This window comes from Cytobacillus stercorigallinarum, assembly GCF_014836495.1.
Taxonomy (GTDB): Bacteria; Bacillota; Bacilli; order Bacillales; family Cytobacillaceae; genus Cytobacillus; species Cytobacillus stercorigallinarum.
Genome location: NZ_JACSQT010000010.1, coordinates 75710 through 93276, shown reverse-complemented (window position 1 = coordinate 93276; position 17567 = coordinate 75710). Strand labels below are relative to the sequence as shown.

Below are 17567 nucleotides of genomic sequence, written 5' to 3'. Positions count from 1 at the left end.
TTTAAAAATAATATATCAATTCAGTGAATTTATATTACAATTGTATACATTATTAATTAAATAGATCTAGGGGGTAAGTACCATTGTCAGTAGGCCATATTATTAAATTTTATAGAGAAAAAGAAGGTATGACGCAATCACAATTAGGTGACGGTATTTGTACCGCAACACATGTGAGTAAAATTGAGAATGGTAAAACAGATTATTCATTAGAAATTATTCAATTGTTTTCGCAAAAGTTACAAATTGATCTACAAAAAGAAAGTGAGAAGTTCGAGGAAATCGAAAAAACATTGCATTCATTCAATGAAGCTTTGATGTTGAATAAGATCAAACAAGTAGAGTCTTACCGAAGAATCTTAAATAATATACCGTACTTACTATCTACTAAGTATGCCTATTTTTATCAACTCGTAATGTTACGATATTGGTTTGTAAAGGAGGAGAAAAAGGAGATCGAAGCCCTCTTAGGTTCTTTAGCCAAAGTGGAAGCATGGATGAACCCTTATGAACAAAATTTTTTACTTCATATGAAAGGGTGGTATCTCATCCGCTATTCATCTAAAAAAGATGATCATTATGAAGCCATTGCTATTTTCAATAAGATCCAGATTGCCTATTACCCAAATGAGGAATTCTATTATCATTTAGCACTTGCTTATCAATATGTAGGAAGACAAGTCATGGCATACATGTATGCAGAAAAGGCGTTAAAATACTTTAAAGAAATTAATCATTACGCTGATGCAATTAAGGCGGAGTCCATATTGTTATTACACATATCTGAAGATCCTTATATCGATGTGAAACCTATGTATAACCGATTAATTTATGCCTGTGAACTAATTAATGATAACGAAAAAAAAGGGATGTTACTGAATAATCTTGGCAACGCACTTCTCAAAAGAAAAGAATATAATGAGGCTTATCAATACCTAAAGGAATCTTTACGCCTATGTAATAAAAAAGGGAAAGTCTACATTCATCGCCTTTTCAATTATAATCTCGTTGCGGTTGAAGGTAATTTAAGTAGTAAAAAAACCTTAAGAAAAAATATTATCGAAGGACAAAGAATAGCACAAGAACTAGAAGAAGATGTTTTTATTCACCTTTTTAATTTATTGGAGTATAAATTAGAAGAAGAACAAGAGAAATATCTACAATACTTAGCAGAAAAGGCATTCCCGTATTTCAAAGAACATCAACACTTTTCCTTAATGAAAACATCATTGAAGGAATTAGTCGAGATGAATCAAATAAATTCTTCCCCTCACCTAACCATAGAATTATTAGAAGAAGCTGTTCAGCTTATATAAATTTTAAAATGCCACTTATGATTTCTACACTGTAGAAAGTCATAAGTGGTGATGGGTATTCCCTCCCTGGTATCCTTATTCATCTATACTACAAATAAAAGCTTAAAAGTTTGATTAAACAAAGGAAAAGTTAGTCTTTTAAACGAATAGCTAAAAGATAAAATAATGTAAAGCCAGTTCTATTCCATATAGATAAATTTGTAGAAAGTGAGCCCCCCATTATCTTTCTATTATGTGAAAGGAGTTTGAGGAATTTTTGAATAATCCGATTTGATTTACCCCCTAAAAATCTAACATTAGATGAACTAAACTTGGGGGAAAATAATCATGTTTCAAAACAAAAATTTTGCTTTATTAGTATCCGGGCAGTCTCTTGCGAATATGGGGGATATTCTTTATATTACTTCTATCATTAATATGATGTATCAATGGACAGGATCTAGCTTTTCTACAGCATTTGTTCCTTTTACGATAACATCAGCTATGTTTCTATCAAGCCTACTCTCACCGCTTGCGATGAACCGCTGGAATTTAAAATGGTTACTCACCTTTTCACAAGTTGGGAAAACGATCATTATTATCCTACTCACCCTGCTTGTAACTGAAATGGTTGCTGTTCCGTATTTAATCGTCTTTATGCTCATTGCTGGCATCGGCTTTCTCGATGGCTGTGCGAATCCGATTAGCCAAACATTGATTCCTCACTATGTAAGTAGTGAACAATTAGTAAAAGCAAATGGATTTTTCGATACGATTACACAAATCATTCAAGCTGGCATGTGGTTCATCAGTAGTATGTTGCTCATTAGTATGGGCAGCAACAACTTACTGTGGATAGTGATTGGTTTATTCTTCTTATCTAGTTGTTTACTTTCTTTCTTAAACAACATACAAGGATCAAACGAAAAACTGCCGTCTCCGCTTGCCGAAATGAAAGAAGGCTGGAACATCCTGTACCGAACACCGATATTGCGAAAAATGGCCTATATTGAAGGGCTCGACTCTATCGCAGCTACAGTATGGCTCGCTGCTATTCTCTATGTTTATGTGAATGAAAGGCTACAAGCCGACCATCAATGGTGGGGCTGGATAAATGGCGCTTACTTCCTTGGGCTCATTCTCGGCAGTCTTTATTGTATGAAGTATGCAAATTTAGTAGAAAACAAGATACGAAAGGTGTTCCTGTTAGGGAGCATCGCAGCGTTTTTTAGTACTTTCTTATTCGCTTTAAATACGATACCCATTCTTGCACTTATCCTTGCCTTTTCATTTGGTGCTTCTATACAAATAAAAGGCATACCGCAAAATACAATGATTCAAACGAGTGTGTCACTTACACAGTTATCAAAGGTCTATGCCGCACTAGGCGCATTGGGCACAGGTATTTTCGCCATTTCCGCTTTGCTAATGGGGTGGCTCGCTGAAACGTTTAATGCGCAGCTTGTTTTTCTCATCTCTGCCACTTTAATGGCAGTGATTAGTGTCTTGATAAAGGTTAATCAACAGGTTTTTGTTAAAGGAAATGTGAAGCAAACGTAAATGATGGCAATGAAAACTTCCCACTAATCTTAAGGGAAGTTTTCTTCTTTTTCATCTGTAATAAGATGCATGATATATACCAAAATTCAATAATGGTTTTAAACCATAACCGCATGAACAAACAAAGCAAAGACAACAAATAAATGAACAACCGCCAATATCCCAATATATAAACCATTTAGCGGAAAGAGTAACAAGTGAATCAAAATAAGTAAAAAGCATTCCACTGCAAAGAAGATAACAGTCAACCCTATTCGATTGGCTAGCTTCTTTTCATTCCTTATTCTTCCCTCTTTATAACCAGCGATAAAACTGACACTCCCCTTACGTTGGATCACCAAACCAATTACCACTAAAACACTACAAAGCAAAAAACCGAGCGTGATCTCCATAGAAAAGCTTTACCTCCTACCTTTTATCTATTTTTCAAAAATGTATATTAAAAAGTTTATTTCATCAGAAATGAGACTAAATAGAAACTATATATTCTTGCTAGGGAGTGTGACTATCGTGTTTGATCTTTTTGATTGGCTTAGACTTTTATTATCTGCTATCATCATTTTGCCATTAACAACAATCGTTCGAGAGTTTGGGTATTACCTAGCAGCGACCATTTTAGGTAGCAAAGAAAAGAAGTTAGTGATTGGCAGTGGGCCAGTATTATTTAAAGTACCTACTATCGAGGTGAGAAGATACTTCTTTATGAATAGCTGGATGGAGTATGAAGAATTAAATCCGAGCGGACGCTTTTGGCACGGGTTCATTTATGCTTCTCCTATTTTAACGACAGGTGGTTGCGCGATTATTGCTAATTCGCTTGTATTAGAAGGGATCTTACCAAATAATATTTTCTGGCAAACATTTATCTTTTATTGCTTTTATTATGTATTTTTTGATATTGTCCCTGTTTATTTGCCAGATGGGCAACCTACTAACGGTCGGGCGATTTTTGACCTCATCTATTACGGGGAGCGCTCCGATTATTTAAGACAAAAAAATAAACAAAGCAATGAGCAAAGAGCTTACACTGATAAGCAGCAAGAAACGATGGAGAATAGAGATAAAGATGAGAGGGAGCATAGTGACCATACCCAACCCAAATAAGATTAGACACTAGTTTCTTCTCGTTTATTTAATTGCTTGTATAACATATTCAGAACTGGAAAATAAATCAGCGCACTTACTGATAAGAAAAGAAGGAGGCTAATGAGCTTCTCTCCTTTTAATAAATAGTCAGTATGATAAACAAACTGTAATTGTTCATTCAAGGAAAGTGGGGTGGTGAAAATCCCTAAGAGAAACCCTAAAATGGCGAAAACACCGTAAATATTTAAAACAGACCTTATTGTTATTTCTCGTTTTTCCACATAGGTAACTACCTGTTGTTCCTGTGGTTGAGCGTTCATTTAACCTCCCCTTTCATTAAATACTGATTAACACTAGAAAGAATATAAAAAAGCATATCGGTAAAAGAAAACTTAAAAGTGCTGTCCTTGTTTGATAGTTTTCCTGTTTCCTTTTTAACAAACGATCGATAATAAAAAACAACCAAGCGGCAATTAAACTAATTTGTAGGAGAACGAGTCCAAATATAGTATGGAAGAGAAAGGTAAGGAAGATAGCTAGCTTATTTTTCTTCTTAGCAAGTAAACTGGCAAGCCAATCACTAACGAGGGAAGTCGCTATTCCATAGATATAAATAACTGGAAGACTATACACCATGACAAGACCAAGGTATTCTATGAAATAAGAAGGATCTTCTACTATTGAAATGAAAGATAAGGTCAGTGGGTAAAGCACGCTTGTAATGGAAGCTGCAATCAATTTTCGTCGAAACATATTGCCACCTCTCATTCAATTGGATACTCTAATTATAACATAATTTTGAAAACTATATGAATTTTACCATTATGAACTTGCGATGCGATCAAGCTTTTTCAATCCTGATTGTTCAAACTCATTGGCTTCCGTCTTTAATCGGTTGATGTCATCCTGTTGATCTAATCCCGTTTCTAAAACTTCTTTCTCTAATTGATGTACCTCAGCCTTTAATGAGAAAGCTGTAGAGAGATCGGCACTCGCCCCTTCAAATACGGATAACATACTTTCAGTTAGATTTTCAGGTGGCGGATATTGGCTGTATAAACTTGCTAGCTTCGTTGCCTCTTCATATAAAATTTCTAGTTCCCTTAACATCTCTTCTGCTTGATTATCTTCCTTTGCTTCTTCATATGCCAATACATGAGTTTGATAGGACGATTGTTCAGCTAACATTTCTTCCTTAAATTCTTCAAAAGCGGGTTCCTTTGTGCATCCGAAAAGTGAAACAATCATTAAAATGAACAGACTATATTTAAGCTTCATTTGGACCCCCCTTTGGCAAAATATAAGTACTACAGCTCCAATGTGTATGATAAATCGTTCCTTCCCATTGTCGTTTTTCTAACTCTTTAGCAATGAGGCGATTGAAAATCCCATGTCCGACTAAACAGACCGATCCATTTTCTCGCGCTTCCTTTATAAGAAAATCAGCCGCGGCAATTGCTCTCTCTTTAGCTTCACGATAAGACTCGCACCCATGCTTGGCACCTAAAAACCATGCAATTCTTAAAAAGAGTGTCCATTGATTTGGTTTTAGCCTTAAAAACTTACCTAAGGAAACATGAGGAAGCTCGGCCTCCCGAAAAAGAGCATGAGCCGCATAATTTTGATTGACAGCTAAATGATGAAGAGTCGCCTTCGCCCGTAACAAATCACTCGTCAGCAATGTATGTGCTTTTTTGATTTTTTCGATAGTCCATGCTGGATAGCGTTCCATTGGTTCGACTCCGGATTCATCATAAACTTCTATCCACGAACGATACCCAGCTCCATCTATTCGTTTATTCTCTTTATGAATGGAGGCGCCATGTCTGATTAAATTAATTTCCATCCGTTTCACTTCGCTTTCCATATCTAACTCTATCTATGTCCACCTTTTCACAAGGATCATTCATATAGTTAAAGCCTCTCATTAAAGGTTAAATTATACATTCTCTTTTTAAAAATATTCTATCAAGGAGAACAAATTCCTTTTCTTTTTATTCGAAATATATTGAATAAATAATTCTAAAAATATAGAATATAGACAATCTATTTATCCATTATAGGAAAGGAGCCAATTCATGTTACATACGCAGTCATTTAAAATCCTATGGTTGGGAAATTTAATTTCTGAATTTGGTGGTGCTATCGGGGGGATTATAAATGGCTTACTACTATATGAACTGACGGGTTCAAAGGAATGGATGGCAACCATGTGGCTTTGTTACTTCCTGCCATCACTATTTGTTCAAAGCTTAAGTGCCCCCTTTTTGAACAATATCAATAAAGAGAAAGTGTTATTTATTACCCAACTCTTCCGCTCAGCGGTCTATCTTTTACCTCTATTAGGGAGCATAGTAGGCATAAACGATATAACCATAGTAGTGCTCGTGATTCTGCAATGTACAATAGGTATATTGCAACCAATTTATGCTAGTATTTCATTCTCATTAATCCCAGTATATTGTGAAGATAACAAGCTTGTCTCAGCCAATAGTTCACTCGATGCAACGACAAGATTAATGAGCTTTATCGCACCAGGAATGGCTTCTGTCTTATTACTCTTCTTACCTTTACACTTTCTTTATCTACTCACAACATCGCTCTTTCTTCTTAGTGCTTTTTCACTTCACCAATTGCCATACTCAACAGCAAGTTCGTCAGTCAACAAAAATAAAAAAAGTTGGCGCCAAGCAATCATAGGAGGGTATCAAACCTTCTTTTCCTATCCTTCTTTATGGAAGTTAACCCTTCTCGCTTCAGCGGTACAGTTTGCTGTAGGAGCAACAATGGTGATAAAAATCCCATTTTTTCGTGAAGAATTAAGCGGCACTTCCTGGGAGTATGCCCTATTTGCCGCTGCTTTTCCATTTGGTTATGTACTAGGTACGTTTTTGTTAGCGAAGTTGCCTAAGAACAATGTAACGCTATACCTCGGTTTGTTTGGAGGCGGACTCTCTTTTATGCTTTTGTCTCTTACACCATCCATAACCCTTGCATGGGCTTGCGAGCTACTCGGGGGTTTATTATTCCCATTATTTAACGCACAGAGTGTAGCAAAATTCCAGAGAGTAGCTCCGAGGGATCAATTAGCAGAATTAAGTGCCATCCGTCTCCTTTTTTTAAGAGTAACGATGCCTTTAGGGATTTTATTTGCCTCTTTGCCATTACCAACTAGGAACATCTATCTTTATATTGGTGGGCTCATACTCTTTTTAGCGATTGGTTCCTTCTTAAAAAGCACTCGTGTTTCTAGCAAACATCATACAGCTTAAGCATTTTACTCTAATCTATAAATCACTTATTTTGCTCCAAAACGATAATTATAACAATCAATAATGAACCCAAGTTTTTCTAAAAGTTGACACGAACGCTCGTTAGCTACTTGTGTTTCAGCGACAACCTTTTGCTCGTTTAGTTTAGAAAAGGCATACACCAACACTTCATGAACGGTTTCACTTGCATACCCTTTCCCCCAACTATCGGGAAAAAATTGATAAGAAATTTCTATATCTGCCTCACAATGGTGGGGGGTAAGGGCGATGAATCCTAAGTGATGATATGTATGCTTATCTAATACGATCCAATACTTCCAAGATAAGTTCATTAACATATTCCCCATTTGCTCCTTTACTTCTTCAATTGTCCTTATCCCACCAAGATACTTGCGGACCTCAGCATTCCGATACAATTTCACCATTGTGGGAAGATGCTTCATAGAGAGCGGAGTTAATACACATCTCTCAGTCATCAACGTCTTCATTTACTAATCTCTTCAATCATTTCTACACGATTGCCGAACGGATCTCTAAATTCAAAACGGTCAAAACCTGGAATAGGGACACCCTCTATTAAACTAATGTTTTGCTGCGATAACACTTCCTTCCAAAAGGATAGATTATCTACTTCATAAGCAATATGTGCCTTTGTAGTCGTTCTATCGAATCCATTCTCCGTGCCAACATGGACAGCACGGTCGCCTACCTGTAACCAAAAACCACCTCTCCCTTTCAATGAAGCTGGTTTTTCAATTTCCTTTAATTGCAGAACTTCGCAATAAAACCGCTTGCCTTCTTCTTCTGCCCCTTTCGGAATCGTTAATTGTACATGATGAATTCCTATAATCATAGTTTACCTCCTTTATCATTCTTTTCCGAAAGAATAGAGCATTTAGGAAAGTCCAGTTTTTCTTCATAAAAACGATGAGCTGTTTTCGTGACAAGGCTGATTAAAGATAAATATAGTCTGCTCCAAGTTTCACCAATTGAATTAGCTTTCCTCCCTATCCTTTTGAACGAACAGTTGCATCCGTGACGAATTCTGCCATATACACATGCTTGCCGCCACAATAACAAATAAGGTCTTCTAACGAAGAATGCAATTGCTTGATTAACAAAAAGCTCCCGTCCTTGCGCCACTTCATTCAACCTGACAATTCCATCAGTCATACTCCTTCTTTTATTCAACTCTATATTTCTACTTTTTAGAAGAATATTCCTTTCATCTAACGACATAATAAAAAGAATCTTATTACAAAAGGAGCTGTTCAATATGCGTAAAAAAAGAAGAATAGTCATATTACTTTTCATTTTCATCTATCTTGGTCTTGTATCAAATGTTAGTGCCCTTACCTTCGACACCTTACCTGTCGAGCAATCATCACAACATTGGTCAGTGGAAATAAGTGAAGGCGTCGGTAAGCAAGTAAAACAGCAATCCAAGGTCGGTCATTATGATACACGGTCTTTGAAAGTTGAAAACATGGGAGAGAACAACCTCATGACTGCTGAAATTTCAATGTACCGAAATGAACCAAAATCAACAACAAAGTATGCACTACACGGTTGTCCGGAAGCACTGGATTGCAGGCAAATTTCAGAAGATCAAAAGTATACGCTTGCCGCACAATTAAATAATGGCTCCCCATACAATTTCACAAACTTTATCCTAGCTGAAAAAGCAACAGAACTTGAAGTTGAAATCATCTGGACAGAAAAAGGCAATGAAGGACGCCCACTGAAAGAAAGATTTGTTTTTTCTGAGGAATAAATGAGGGAGAAGGTTATTCTTTGCTGATAAAGAGTAACCTTCTTTAGAAGTAAATAAAGAGCTATATATATGGAAGCACCATTTGATACACTGCTATACTGAATCCTAGTATACTAGCTTTTAACTTTGAATGATGATACTTTCCTGATGTTTTTAAATGAAGAAGAATAAAGATAAAACCGATTGGTATGAACAGTTGAAAATATCCCTCTTCACTAGAACTTGTATAAACCGGGAGCACATAAGTACTGATTAAAAAATAAAATAAAATCCTAATTTTTTTCGTTTCAAGTTTTTTTGCCCAACGTACTAATAAAAAAATAATTATAATTATTGCAATGGTATACGGTATTGGAGGTAAAACAATCGCCTTCCCGTCTCCTAAGGAATATCCATTTCTGCACCTTCTTGATTTTCAATTCTCTAACACCACTTGAGAAGAAATTTCAAGCGGTTTCTCCGTTGTCGAATAATAATCTTCCGCTCGCCAATAACGGCGCTGATACTTAAGTAACAAATCCTTAAAATCACCTTACCCATATCCGCTCTACACTAAATCCATCTGGTGTTTCTCTTAATCTATAGACATCAGGATTTGTTAATGCTTGCCATTCGTCAAACCCAAATGACACTTGATACTTTTTTAGTAGTAAGGAAATAATATTTCCATGGGCAACGATGATTGCATGCTCAGCCTCACTGCTTCTTATTTCCTCTATGACTTGAGAGATTCTGTCCATTGCTTGTCTGCTTGATTCACCACCAGGAAAATATAAATCCGGATCATCGAAAGTGGCCTTTAACTTATCTTGCCAATCTTCTAAGCTTGTTGTACTCAGCACACGTTCGGATAAACGTTCATCCACTTCCACAGTTATGCCAATTTTTTCAGCTAACGGTTCGATCGTTTGTTTAGCACGTAAAAATGGACTAGAGAGGATACGATCAATTTGCCTGTCATGAAAGAACACCTTTAACTCTTCTGCTTGTTGCTGGCCCGTTATGGTTAGTTCAGCATCTGGTGACTGCCCAGTTGCTTGGCAATGTCTGACGATATAAATTTCTTTCACTTTATTAACCCCCGATTACTTTTGTCATCTTCACGATCTCTTGCGAATATCCGATATGTTCGTAAAATTGGACGGCACGTTGATTCTCGGAAAACACTTCTAGAACGAGGACTTTGATTCCTTTTTCTTTTGCCCAAGTTTCTGCAAAACGCATCAACTGCCTACCAACTCCTTTCCCCTCACCTTCAGGAGTGACCACAATAGCAGATATATACACTTGCTTTTCTTTTGAAAAATAATCCTCTTCTATCCTACATTCAATATATCCTAAAAACACACCTTCCTCGTCTGCGACAAATATATTATCACTATTCTCATCAATTGAGGCTTGTGCCATTTCCAATTGTTTTTGCTGCATCTGTTCAGGATGACGGTGTTCAAGAAAAGTAATATCACTCAGTCGAGCTGATAATTGTAGAATGTGTTGTTTGTCTTTATGATTGTACGACCGTATGTTCATCATTTCCTCCTATTCATATATTCTTCTTGTAATAGACCCATATGGATCATATCAAACCATTTGCCTTCTCTAAATAAACATTGCCTTACACGACCTTCTTCGATAAACCCTAATTTTTCGTAAACATGCTGTGCTCTTGTATTTAATGAAAACACCTTCAATGACAGGCGGTGAAGATTTAACTCCATAAAAGCGTAATCTAAAATGCATTGAACAGCGGTAGTACCCATACCTTTACCCCATTCATTTTTTTCACCAATATCGATAATCAGTTCAGCATTGCGATTTTTCATGTCCATATTCACTAATGAAATAATGCCGATTGGACGTTGATGACTTTTTTCCTCAATGATGTAGCATTTAGAATCAGTTGCCCCTAGAATGACTGTCTCGACGAAATCCTTTGTTTCTTCATATGTATATCTATCTAAATCCATACTTGTATAAGTCATCACATCTAAATCATTTCGCCATTTATGATAAATGGGTATATCATCAACAGTCATCTTTCTTAAATATAAATGTTCATTTGCGAGCATTCCTTATCACACCTTTCATCCTTGACTTTGTACAATTATACTTTAACATTAAATATTTTTACTATAAATTACTTTTCTGGAAATAGAAAAAGACAAAGACGTTTTGAAAACGCCCTTGCCCCACTATTTAATATACATAATCCGGATAATCAGAAATAATGCCATCCACTTTCATTTCTTTTAAAAATTGTGCTGCTTCAGGTGTACGAACAGTCCAGGACTGGATTTTCATTTTGTTTTTTCTCACCTTTTTGACGAGTTCTTCATTCACGAGACCGATACTCGGATTAAAATAATCGGCATATTTTCGAAAGGCTTTAAGCGCTTCATCACTGACATCGTTTGAAGATGAAGTTAATACGCCAATGGGCATTCTTGGTAATAATTTATTTGCCAGTTTCATGGATTCGAAGTTAAAGGATTGGACAATAATTTCTTCTCTTTTCGGTTTATCCATCTTCCGTTTCTTTAATGCTTTCGTCATTTGCTTCTCGATACCAGGATATAACTCTGGCGCTTTCAGTTCAATGAGAATACCGATTTTTCCTTTATAACGATCGAGGACTTCATCGAAACTAGGAATTTTTTCTCCTGCAAATTCCTCACCTTTCCAGCTACCAGCATCTAGTTGTCTTAACTCCTTAAAATCGAGATCGCCTACTTTGCCAGTTCCATCAGTTGTGCGGTCGACTGTCGTATCATGTAAAATGACTAACTTGCCATCCTTACTTCTTTGCACATCAATCTCAATATAATCTGCACCCATCGCAACAGCTAAATCAAATGCTGCGATCGTATTTTCTGGTGCATAGCCCGAAGCCCCCCGATGCGCCACATTCGCAATTTCTTTTTCTTTCCTACTTGCCTCAGCCTCACCAAAAGGCAAAGTCACAAAAACCACTGTCGCTAATAAACAAAAAAGTAATACCTTCTTCAAATTCCCCAACTCCTTTATTTTATCTTTCGAATCAAATGATATAGGAGGAACTTGAAGAGAATATAAAAAGGTTGTGTAGAAGATATATTTTTAAAGTAAAAATATTCAGTCTTATTTACTTATAATTTTTTACAAAGAGTGTAAGCAAAACTACATAGAACGGAGAAAAGGAAAAGTTTTTCACCCCTAAAAGGCATTTTCCATTATTCTCCGTGTAATCTAATCAATCCAATAACCTTCTTCTTAATTTCTCAATAACTTCGCTCTCAACTGAGCATTCCTTCATAAGATATTCCTCGATTGTATCATATTTAGAAAATATAGCTTTATAGGCTTGTTCAAGATAGGCTTCTCGTACTTCAAGCACTGGTTGAATATCTGTTTCCTTCAAACGGAAAAGGCTAGCTATCTTTAGTGCCTTTGCGGTTTTCTTCATTCTGGGCTCAATCAAATCATTGGAGTAGAGGTATTCTTTCATTACTCTATCGTATGGCACATCTGCTGTTAATTGGATTAACGATGACATAAAACCAGTCCGGTCTTTCCCTCCTGTACAATGAATAAGCAGTGGCGCGTGCTCTTTTTCAACTATGAGGTCAAAGATTTGTTTAATTTCCCTTTGACAACCAAACGCCATATGCTGATACATTTTAAGCATCAACTCTTCAAAATTCATATGCCTCGCACCGGTTAGTAAAAATTTTAGCATTCCTTTTCGCGTCAATTCCCAACTAGGGTCTTGAATAGGGATTTTCACTACTGAGAGATGTTGTTCTTCATGAATTTTCGCTCGCTTTGACTCTCCTTCTGACACCGTTCTTAAGTCACAAATTGTTTTTATATTTAACTTTCGAAAAAGGTGCATATCCGCTTCAGTCAAACGAGACAGTTCATCTGATCGGTAAAGCAGACCTGATTTCATCCGTAATCCGTTGCTCGTAACAAGTCCACCGATATCTCTGAAGTTATATACCCCTTCTAGTCTTTTCCATTCCATCGTCGCCATCAATTGTTCTCCTAACTACGCTTTTAATCATTTATTTTAACATCATTTTAATGTTTTAAAAAACAAAAAAACCGACTATAAGCCGGCTTCTCCTCAAATCACTCTTTATCTTTTATTTGCAAGTAATCACTATTATTGATTGAAATGGTATATTTACCATCGCCATATTTAAGAATGGCTTCTTCCACTCTTTGTTGTTCATCATATTCATCCTGTTTCTCTGCAAGAACCATCTCATTTGGTTCTTTTTCAGAGTTAAGGTCTCCAACATCTGATACAACAAGCTGGGCATTACTATTTTTACTCATGTACACATTCACTGCAGAACTGTTATTTACGTCCCAATCCGCTGTTAGTTGACGAGGCTTCATCGAAATTTCGTTATAATTCCCGTCGATTTCTAGTGTTACATCTTGTGGAATCACAAGTGTCGGATCCAAGGTACTATAATTTTGAAACATTGCGATTGACTCACGTGGTAGCTCCTTAAATGCAATGTATAAGGTATCTCCCTTTACAGTAGTTGTCATATAATCTTCAACATCCGTAATTAATGGTTTTTTCTCTAATTGGGTGGCAGTGTACGTACCAAATACAGACAGTTCCTTTCCTGTCGATCCTTCCACACTTATACCAGTTGAGCCTGAATCAACAACGACTCTTTTCACATCATTATTCATAGCAAAATCGAATGTTGGTAAATCACCTGTTCTATGTTCAAGGTCCATATTGGCACTCACTTTATCAACAATACCTGTCATACTAAGAAGGGCAATGGTAATACCAATTGTTCCTAACACACCCACAAATAAAATGCTAAAGATATCATACTTCAAGTAAGGCTTTTCTTGTTTTGAGAAAAATAAATATAGCAAGATTTCGCCGCCTAAAATAATAAAAATAATCGGCCACCATGAAATAAGTATACGCGAGACATCCAGCTTAAGGATTTGTGAAAGAAGCAAATACACGCCCAAAAATAAAAGTGATGCCCCCATTGAAAAGGTTCCTACTCTCCATGTCCTCATTTTTTCTTCACCCCTTCTTCATTTTTTTCTTTTCTTTTGTTCCAGATAAGAGCTTTAACCCGCCACCAATTAAAACGATACAGACAATGGCTGTTTGGAAATAACGATTAAACCAGTACCAGACGTCAATATTCAACAATTCAATGATACTTGGTGCAAATGCCGGCAATAAGACATTTGTAGTCATATAATACAAACCAACTACAACCAACCCTATTCCTAACCATTTTTGATGATTTTCAAAATAAGAAACAATCGGTACATCTTCTAACTCTTCTTCTCCATAGCGAGAGGATTTTTGTAAACCGTCGAAAAAACTATAGAACCATATGATTGGTATGAGAAACAGGAAAATACCTAAACGTAGAACGTCCAAAATATAGATAGAGAAAAGAAATGCAGCCATTAATTGAATCCCTCTTCGCTGCAGTCCTAAATACAAATGACCTGCCCCCGGGAAAATAGATAAGAAAGTAGCAAGCCCTTTGCTTTTACGCCCCTCTTCTCTTCCTCTTTCAATATCGTCTAATAAAGTTCTGTCTACGAGCTCTTCCCCTTTTTGCTTTTTATTCAATTGTTGAATCGCATCAAAGAAACTGTACACCCAAATCACTGGGAATAGTAAAAGAAAGACCATAAATTCTCCACGATCGGTTAAAAAAGCGACAAACAAAACCATAATACAGAAACCCAGTGAAGCCGTTAATAAGGTAATCCCTCTATTCATTAATCCTAAATGAAAATGCCCAACGCCTGGAATAAAAGATAAAAGAATGGTACGGAACCGTTCATAATCCAGTTCCTCTGCGACTTTAGAGGACGGGTCCTGTTTATTCTTTAGCAACTTTGAAGCCATAATAGCTGTATCGACGAGATTGATAATATAAAGAATCACACCAGCAAAAATAACAAGTAAAATTTCGCCTCCTACCCCAACTGAAAGCATGAAAATTGTAAAGGCAATGAGGGCAAATTCACCTATTAAATAGGTCATTCCGCGGAGGAAGACGCCTAAATATAAAAGACCTCCTCCAGGGAAAAAACCTAATAAAAATGCCAATAAAGGGTTTTTCATTTTTTATCCTCCTCCTTCTTTGTATCCATCCAAGCAAATGTTTTATCCATAATTCCTTCTGTTATAGAGGCTTTATCCTCTTTAAACTGTTTACTCTCCACATCTCCAGCGTATTGTGTGAGCGTTTGGAAAAACCCCGTTGACATAAGTAATAAAGTCATCGCTGCCGCTACCCCATAATGAAAAATCGTTTTCTTATAGAACGCTGTGGCTTTACGAGGGAATGTTTCATTGTTTGTATCTTGTTTATTATTTTCAATTGGCAATTGAGCCATAATGTTGTCGGTAAAAGCTGTTCCATCTATAATATCTGGAAGTTCCTCTGCTTCAATTGCCGTCAGATAGACCTCCAAGCATTGATCGCAGGTATAGAGGTGGTCCTCATAAAGAATTCTATCTTCACCATCTAATTCATTCTTCACATAATTCGTCCATTGTTCATAACTGTAATGTTTCATGAAAAATCGTCCTCCTTCCAATGCTTTTTCATCCATTGACGTGCCCGGTATAATTTTGTTTCAATGGTCTTCACTTGCACATTTTGCTCATCTGCCATTTGTTGATAAGTTTTTTCGTTTATATAAAAATCATAAATGACATGACGATAGCCTTCTGGCAATTGATGAATCCGTTGTCTGACTAACTCTACCGTTTCTTTCCTCAGGAACTTTGCTTCAATATTACCATGTGAAGATTCCCTCATATCAAAATCAATCACTTCCATGATGTCTTCACGCTGTCGTTCTTTTTTTCTTTTCATATCAATCGCGTGATTGACGGCGATTCGTTTCATCCATGTTTTAAAACCTTGATCCTCATATTGGGGGAGAGAGTGATAGATTTTCAAAAACACTTCTTGTGCGGCATCTTCAGCAGCATTCCGATCACGCAATACCGCAAACGTCACTTTAAAAAGTTCGTTGCGGTATTTTTCGACAAGCAATCGGAAGGCATGATCGTTTCCATCTAATATTTTTTGGATAAGAACTTGGTCGCTAATGTCACTCTCCCCCTTTCTTTTTTAGCTTCCATCATAATAGACGTTAAACAGTCATCGTTCCCCTACACAAAAGATAAAATTTTTTTCACTAGCTTTATTCAAGCAAAAATTAGCCTGCTTGACTATACTTATATTTTGCAAAATACGGGGTTCTAGACATTTTCAATCATGAATATGACTTTATCTTCATATTCTTAACTATGGGGTGAGAACATCATGAGAGTAGCTTATACAAGTTCCGACGTGGATTTAATGGCAAGGATGATGAGAGCCGAAGCTGAGGGTGAAGGAAAGCAAGGAATGTTATACGTAGGCAATGTAATCGTTAATCGTGCAATCGCTGACTGTCTTGACTTTAAAGATGTTCGAACAATCGAGGATGTCATTTATCATGTGCAAGGCGGTAATTATTCATTCGAAGCCGTACAGAAAGGGAACCTCTTTTACAACAGAGCAAGGAGCACAGAAAAAAGACTCGCCGAGAAAAATTTGAAATATTGGCGTGAGCACCCTGCTAAATATGCACTCTGGTATTTCAATCCATATGCCCCTTGCCCGCCTACTTGGTACAACCAACCTTTTTCCGGCCAATTTAAAAACCACTGCTATTACGAGCCCATCGCTAACACATGTGACAGTGTTTATGTGTAAAGAAGTAGTTAGGAACGCTCTCCAACATGGGGAGTTGTTCCTTTTATTATGTCTATCAGATGATTGAATTGATTGGGCTAGTGGAGATGATTGAATAATCGTTTTATAAAAGTATGTGGATCACACGGGGGAAATGTTTTTGCTGTTTGTGTGGCAAGGGGATTTTTAGTATGGGGATGGGGAGCTTTTAGTTCTTTGTTGAGTTTTCCCACTTTGTGTTGATTGTGTTTCTTTTTTTTGAGTCTATTGGTGTGTTAATCCTTTTTTGCGTTGCTTATATCTTTTCTTGACTGCTTATAAGCTTTGATTTTTCCTTTTGTGTTGCGTATATCTTTTTTCATCTTCTTATGAGCATCGATTTTTCCTTTTGCGTTGCTTATATCTTTTTCCCACTTCCAATTAGCTTCGATTTTCCTTTTTGCGTTGCTTATATTCTACCTTCCTTTCTTATTAGCAACGTTACTTCTTTTACGTTGCTCATTTCTTTTTCCCACTGCTTATTAGCATTGATGTTCCTCTTTGCGTTGCTTATATCTTTTTCCATCTTCTTATGAGCATCGATATTTCCTTTTGCGTTGCTTATATTTTTTCCCCACTTCCCATTAGCTTCGATTTTCCTTTTTGCGTTGCTTATATTCTACCTTCCTTTCTTATTAGCAACGTTTACTTCTTTTACGTTGCTCATTTCTTTTTCCCACTGCTTATTAACATTGATATTCCTCTTTACGTTGCTCACTTCTTTTTCCATCTTCTTATGAGCATCGATATTTCCTTTTGCGTTGCTTATATTTTTTCCCCACTTCCCATTAGCTTC

At 36.6% G+C, this 17567-nt stretch carries 23 protein-coding genes; 6 read left to right on the top strand and 17 right to left on the bottom strand.

What is annotated here, in order from left to right; genetic code table 11:
• Positions 1–83: 83 nt before the first annotated feature.
• Positions 84–1316, top strand: coding sequence for a helix-turn-helix domain-containing protein (locus H9655_RS17965; RefSeq protein WP_191816617.1), 1233 nt, complete (start codon positions 84–86; stop codon positions 1314–1316).
• A gap of 327 nt (positions 1317–1643) precedes the next feature.
• Positions 1644–2855: an MFS transporter gene (locus H9655_RS17960; protein ID WP_191816615.1), complete on the top strand. Its 1212-nt coding sequence runs from the start codon at positions 1644–1646 to the stop codon at positions 2853–2855.
• 98 nt (positions 2856–2953) lie between these two features.
• Here H9655_RS17960 and H9655_RS17955 read toward each other — a convergent pair whose 3' ends face one another.
• Complete coding sequence (locus tag H9655_RS17955) at positions 2954–3247, bottom strand: hypothetical protein (protein WP_191816613.1); 294 nt, start codon at positions 3245–3247, stop codon at positions 2954–2956.
• A 118-nt stretch (positions 3248–3365) separates the two neighbouring features.
• On the opposite strand from H9655_RS17955, the gene H9655_RS17950 reads away from it, so the two are divergent.
• Positions 3366–3959: a hypothetical protein gene (locus H9655_RS17950; RefSeq protein WP_191816611.1), complete on the top strand. Its 594-nt coding sequence runs from the start codon at positions 3366–3368 to the stop codon at positions 3957–3959.
• 2 nt (positions 3960–3961) lie between these two features.
• On the opposite strand, the gene H9655_RS17945 is transcribed toward H9655_RS17950, so the two are convergent.
• The 4 genes from H9655_RS17945 to H9655_RS17930 form a co-directional block, all read right to left on the bottom strand.
• Positions 3962–4261 (bottom strand): hypothetical protein, encoded by a 300-nt coding sequence (locus H9655_RS17945; protein ID WP_191816609.1) that lies wholly within the window; start codon positions 4259–4261, stop codon positions 3962–3964.
• A gap of 16 nt (positions 4262–4277) precedes the next feature.
• The gene (locus tag H9655_RS17940; protein WP_191816607.1) at positions 4278–4694 is read right to left on the bottom strand and encodes a hypothetical protein; all 417 of its coding nucleotides are present in this window, start codon (positions 4692–4694) and stop codon (positions 4278–4280) included.
• 69 nt (positions 4695–4763) lie between these two features.
• The gene (locus H9655_RS17935) at positions 4764–5219 is read right to left on the bottom strand and encodes a hypothetical protein (protein ID WP_191816605.1); all 456 of its coding nucleotides are present in this window, start codon (positions 5217–5219) and stop codon (positions 4764–4766) included.
• Positions 5209–5808 carry a histidine phosphatase family protein gene (locus H9655_RS17930; protein ID WP_191816603.1) on the bottom strand — a complete coding sequence of 200 codons (600 nt, stop codon included), beginning with the start codon at positions 5806–5808 and terminating at the stop codon, positions 5209–5211. The genes H9655_RS17935 and H9655_RS17930 overlap by 11 nt, the downstream gene beginning before the upstream one ends.
• Before the next feature lie 211 nt (positions 5809–6019).
• Here H9655_RS17930 and H9655_RS17925 point away from each other — a divergent pair, with 211 nt between their 5' ends.
• Positions 6020–7213, top strand: coding sequence for an MFS transporter (locus H9655_RS17925; RefSeq protein ID WP_191816601.1), 1194 nt, complete (start codon positions 6020–6022; stop codon positions 7211–7213).
• Positions 7214–7239: 26 nt separating this feature from the next.
• Here H9655_RS17925 and H9655_RS17920 read toward each other — a convergent pair whose 3' ends face one another.
• Genes H9655_RS17920 through H9655_RS22545 form a run of 3 tightly spaced genes read right to left on the bottom strand, consistent with a single transcriptional unit; the run spans position 7240 to position 8386 of the window.
• The gene (locus H9655_RS17920; protein ID WP_191816599.1) at positions 7240–7701 is read right to left on the bottom strand and encodes a GNAT family N-acetyltransferase; all 462 of its coding nucleotides are present in this window, start codon (positions 7699–7701) and stop codon (positions 7240–7242) included.
• The gene (locus H9655_RS17915; protein ID WP_191816597.1) at positions 7698–8066 is read right to left on the bottom strand and encodes a VOC family protein; all 369 of its coding nucleotides are present in this window, start codon (positions 8064–8066) and stop codon (positions 7698–7700) included. Before H9655_RS17915 ends, H9655_RS17920 begins: the two co-directional genes overlap by 4 nt.
• Positions 8063–8386: a hypothetical protein gene (locus tag H9655_RS22545; protein WP_225230728.1), complete on the bottom strand. Its 324-nt coding sequence runs from the start codon at positions 8384–8386 to the stop codon at positions 8063–8065. The genes H9655_RS17915 and H9655_RS22545 overlap by 4 nt, the downstream gene beginning before the upstream one ends.
• Positions 8387–8489: 103 nt before the next feature.
• Between H9655_RS22545 and H9655_RS17910 the strand changes: the two genes are divergently transcribed.
• Positions 8490–8987, top strand: coding sequence for a hypothetical protein (locus H9655_RS17910; protein ID WP_191816595.1), 498 nt, complete (start codon positions 8490–8492; stop codon positions 8985–8987).
• Positions 8988–9514: 527 nt separating this feature from the next.
• Here H9655_RS17910 and H9655_RS17905 read toward each other — a convergent pair.
• The 9 genes from H9655_RS17905 to H9655_RS17865 form a co-directional block, all read right to left on the bottom strand.
• Positions 9515–10057 (bottom strand): histidine phosphatase family protein, encoded by a 543-nt coding sequence (locus H9655_RS17905; RefSeq protein WP_191816593.1) that lies wholly within the window; start codon positions 10055–10057, stop codon positions 9515–9517.
• A 4-nt stretch (positions 10058–10061) separates the two neighbouring features.
• Positions 10062–10517, bottom strand: coding sequence for a GNAT family N-acetyltransferase (locus H9655_RS17900; RefSeq protein ID WP_191816591.1), 456 nt, complete (start codon positions 10515–10517; stop codon positions 10062–10064).
• Positions 10517–11056 carry a GNAT family N-acetyltransferase gene (locus H9655_RS17895; RefSeq protein WP_191816590.1) on the bottom strand — a complete coding sequence of 180 codons (540 nt, stop codon included), beginning with the start codon at positions 11054–11056 and terminating at the stop codon, positions 10517–10519. Before H9655_RS17895 ends, H9655_RS17900 begins: the two co-directional genes overlap by 1 nt.
• A 127-nt stretch (positions 11057–11183) precedes the next feature.
• Positions 11184–11993 (bottom strand): glycerophosphodiester phosphodiesterase, encoded by an 810-nt coding sequence (locus H9655_RS17890; RefSeq protein WP_191816588.1) that lies wholly within the window; start codon positions 11991–11993, stop codon positions 11184–11186.
• A 223-nt stretch (positions 11994–12216) separates the two neighbouring features.
• Positions 12217–12999: a tyrosine-protein phosphatase gene (locus H9655_RS17885; protein ID WP_191816586.1), complete on the bottom strand. Its 783-nt coding sequence runs from the start codon at positions 12997–12999 to the stop codon at positions 12217–12219.
• Positions 13000–13097: 98 nt separating this feature from the next.
• A complete protein-coding gene (locus H9655_RS17880; protein ID WP_191816584.1) occupies positions 13098–14027 on the bottom strand; it encodes a hypothetical protein in 930 nt (309 codons plus the stop codon).
• Positions 14028–14034: 7 nt separating this feature from the next.
• Positions 14035–15102, bottom strand: coding sequence for a hypothetical protein (locus H9655_RS17875; protein WP_191816582.1), 1068 nt, complete (start codon positions 15100–15102; stop codon positions 14035–14037).
• Positions 15099–15560, bottom strand: a complete 462-nt coding sequence (locus tag H9655_RS17870; protein ID WP_191816580.1) for an anti-sigma factor — start codon at positions 15558–15560, stop codon at positions 15099–15101. The genes H9655_RS17875 and H9655_RS17870 overlap by 4 nt, the downstream gene beginning before the upstream one ends.
• Complete coding sequence (locus H9655_RS17865) at positions 15557–16102, bottom strand: RNA polymerase sigma factor (protein ID WP_191816653.1); 546 nt, start codon at positions 16100–16102, stop codon at positions 15557–15559. The genes H9655_RS17870 and H9655_RS17865 overlap by 4 nt, the downstream gene beginning before the upstream one ends.
• A 213-nt stretch (positions 16103–16315) precedes the next feature.
• Here H9655_RS17865 and H9655_RS17860 point away from each other — a divergent pair, with 213 nt between their 5' ends.
• Positions 16316–16753, top strand: coding sequence for a cell wall hydrolase (locus H9655_RS17860; protein ID WP_191816652.1), 438 nt, complete (start codon positions 16316–16318; stop codon positions 16751–16753).
• Positions 16754–17567: the final 814 nt, after the last annotated feature.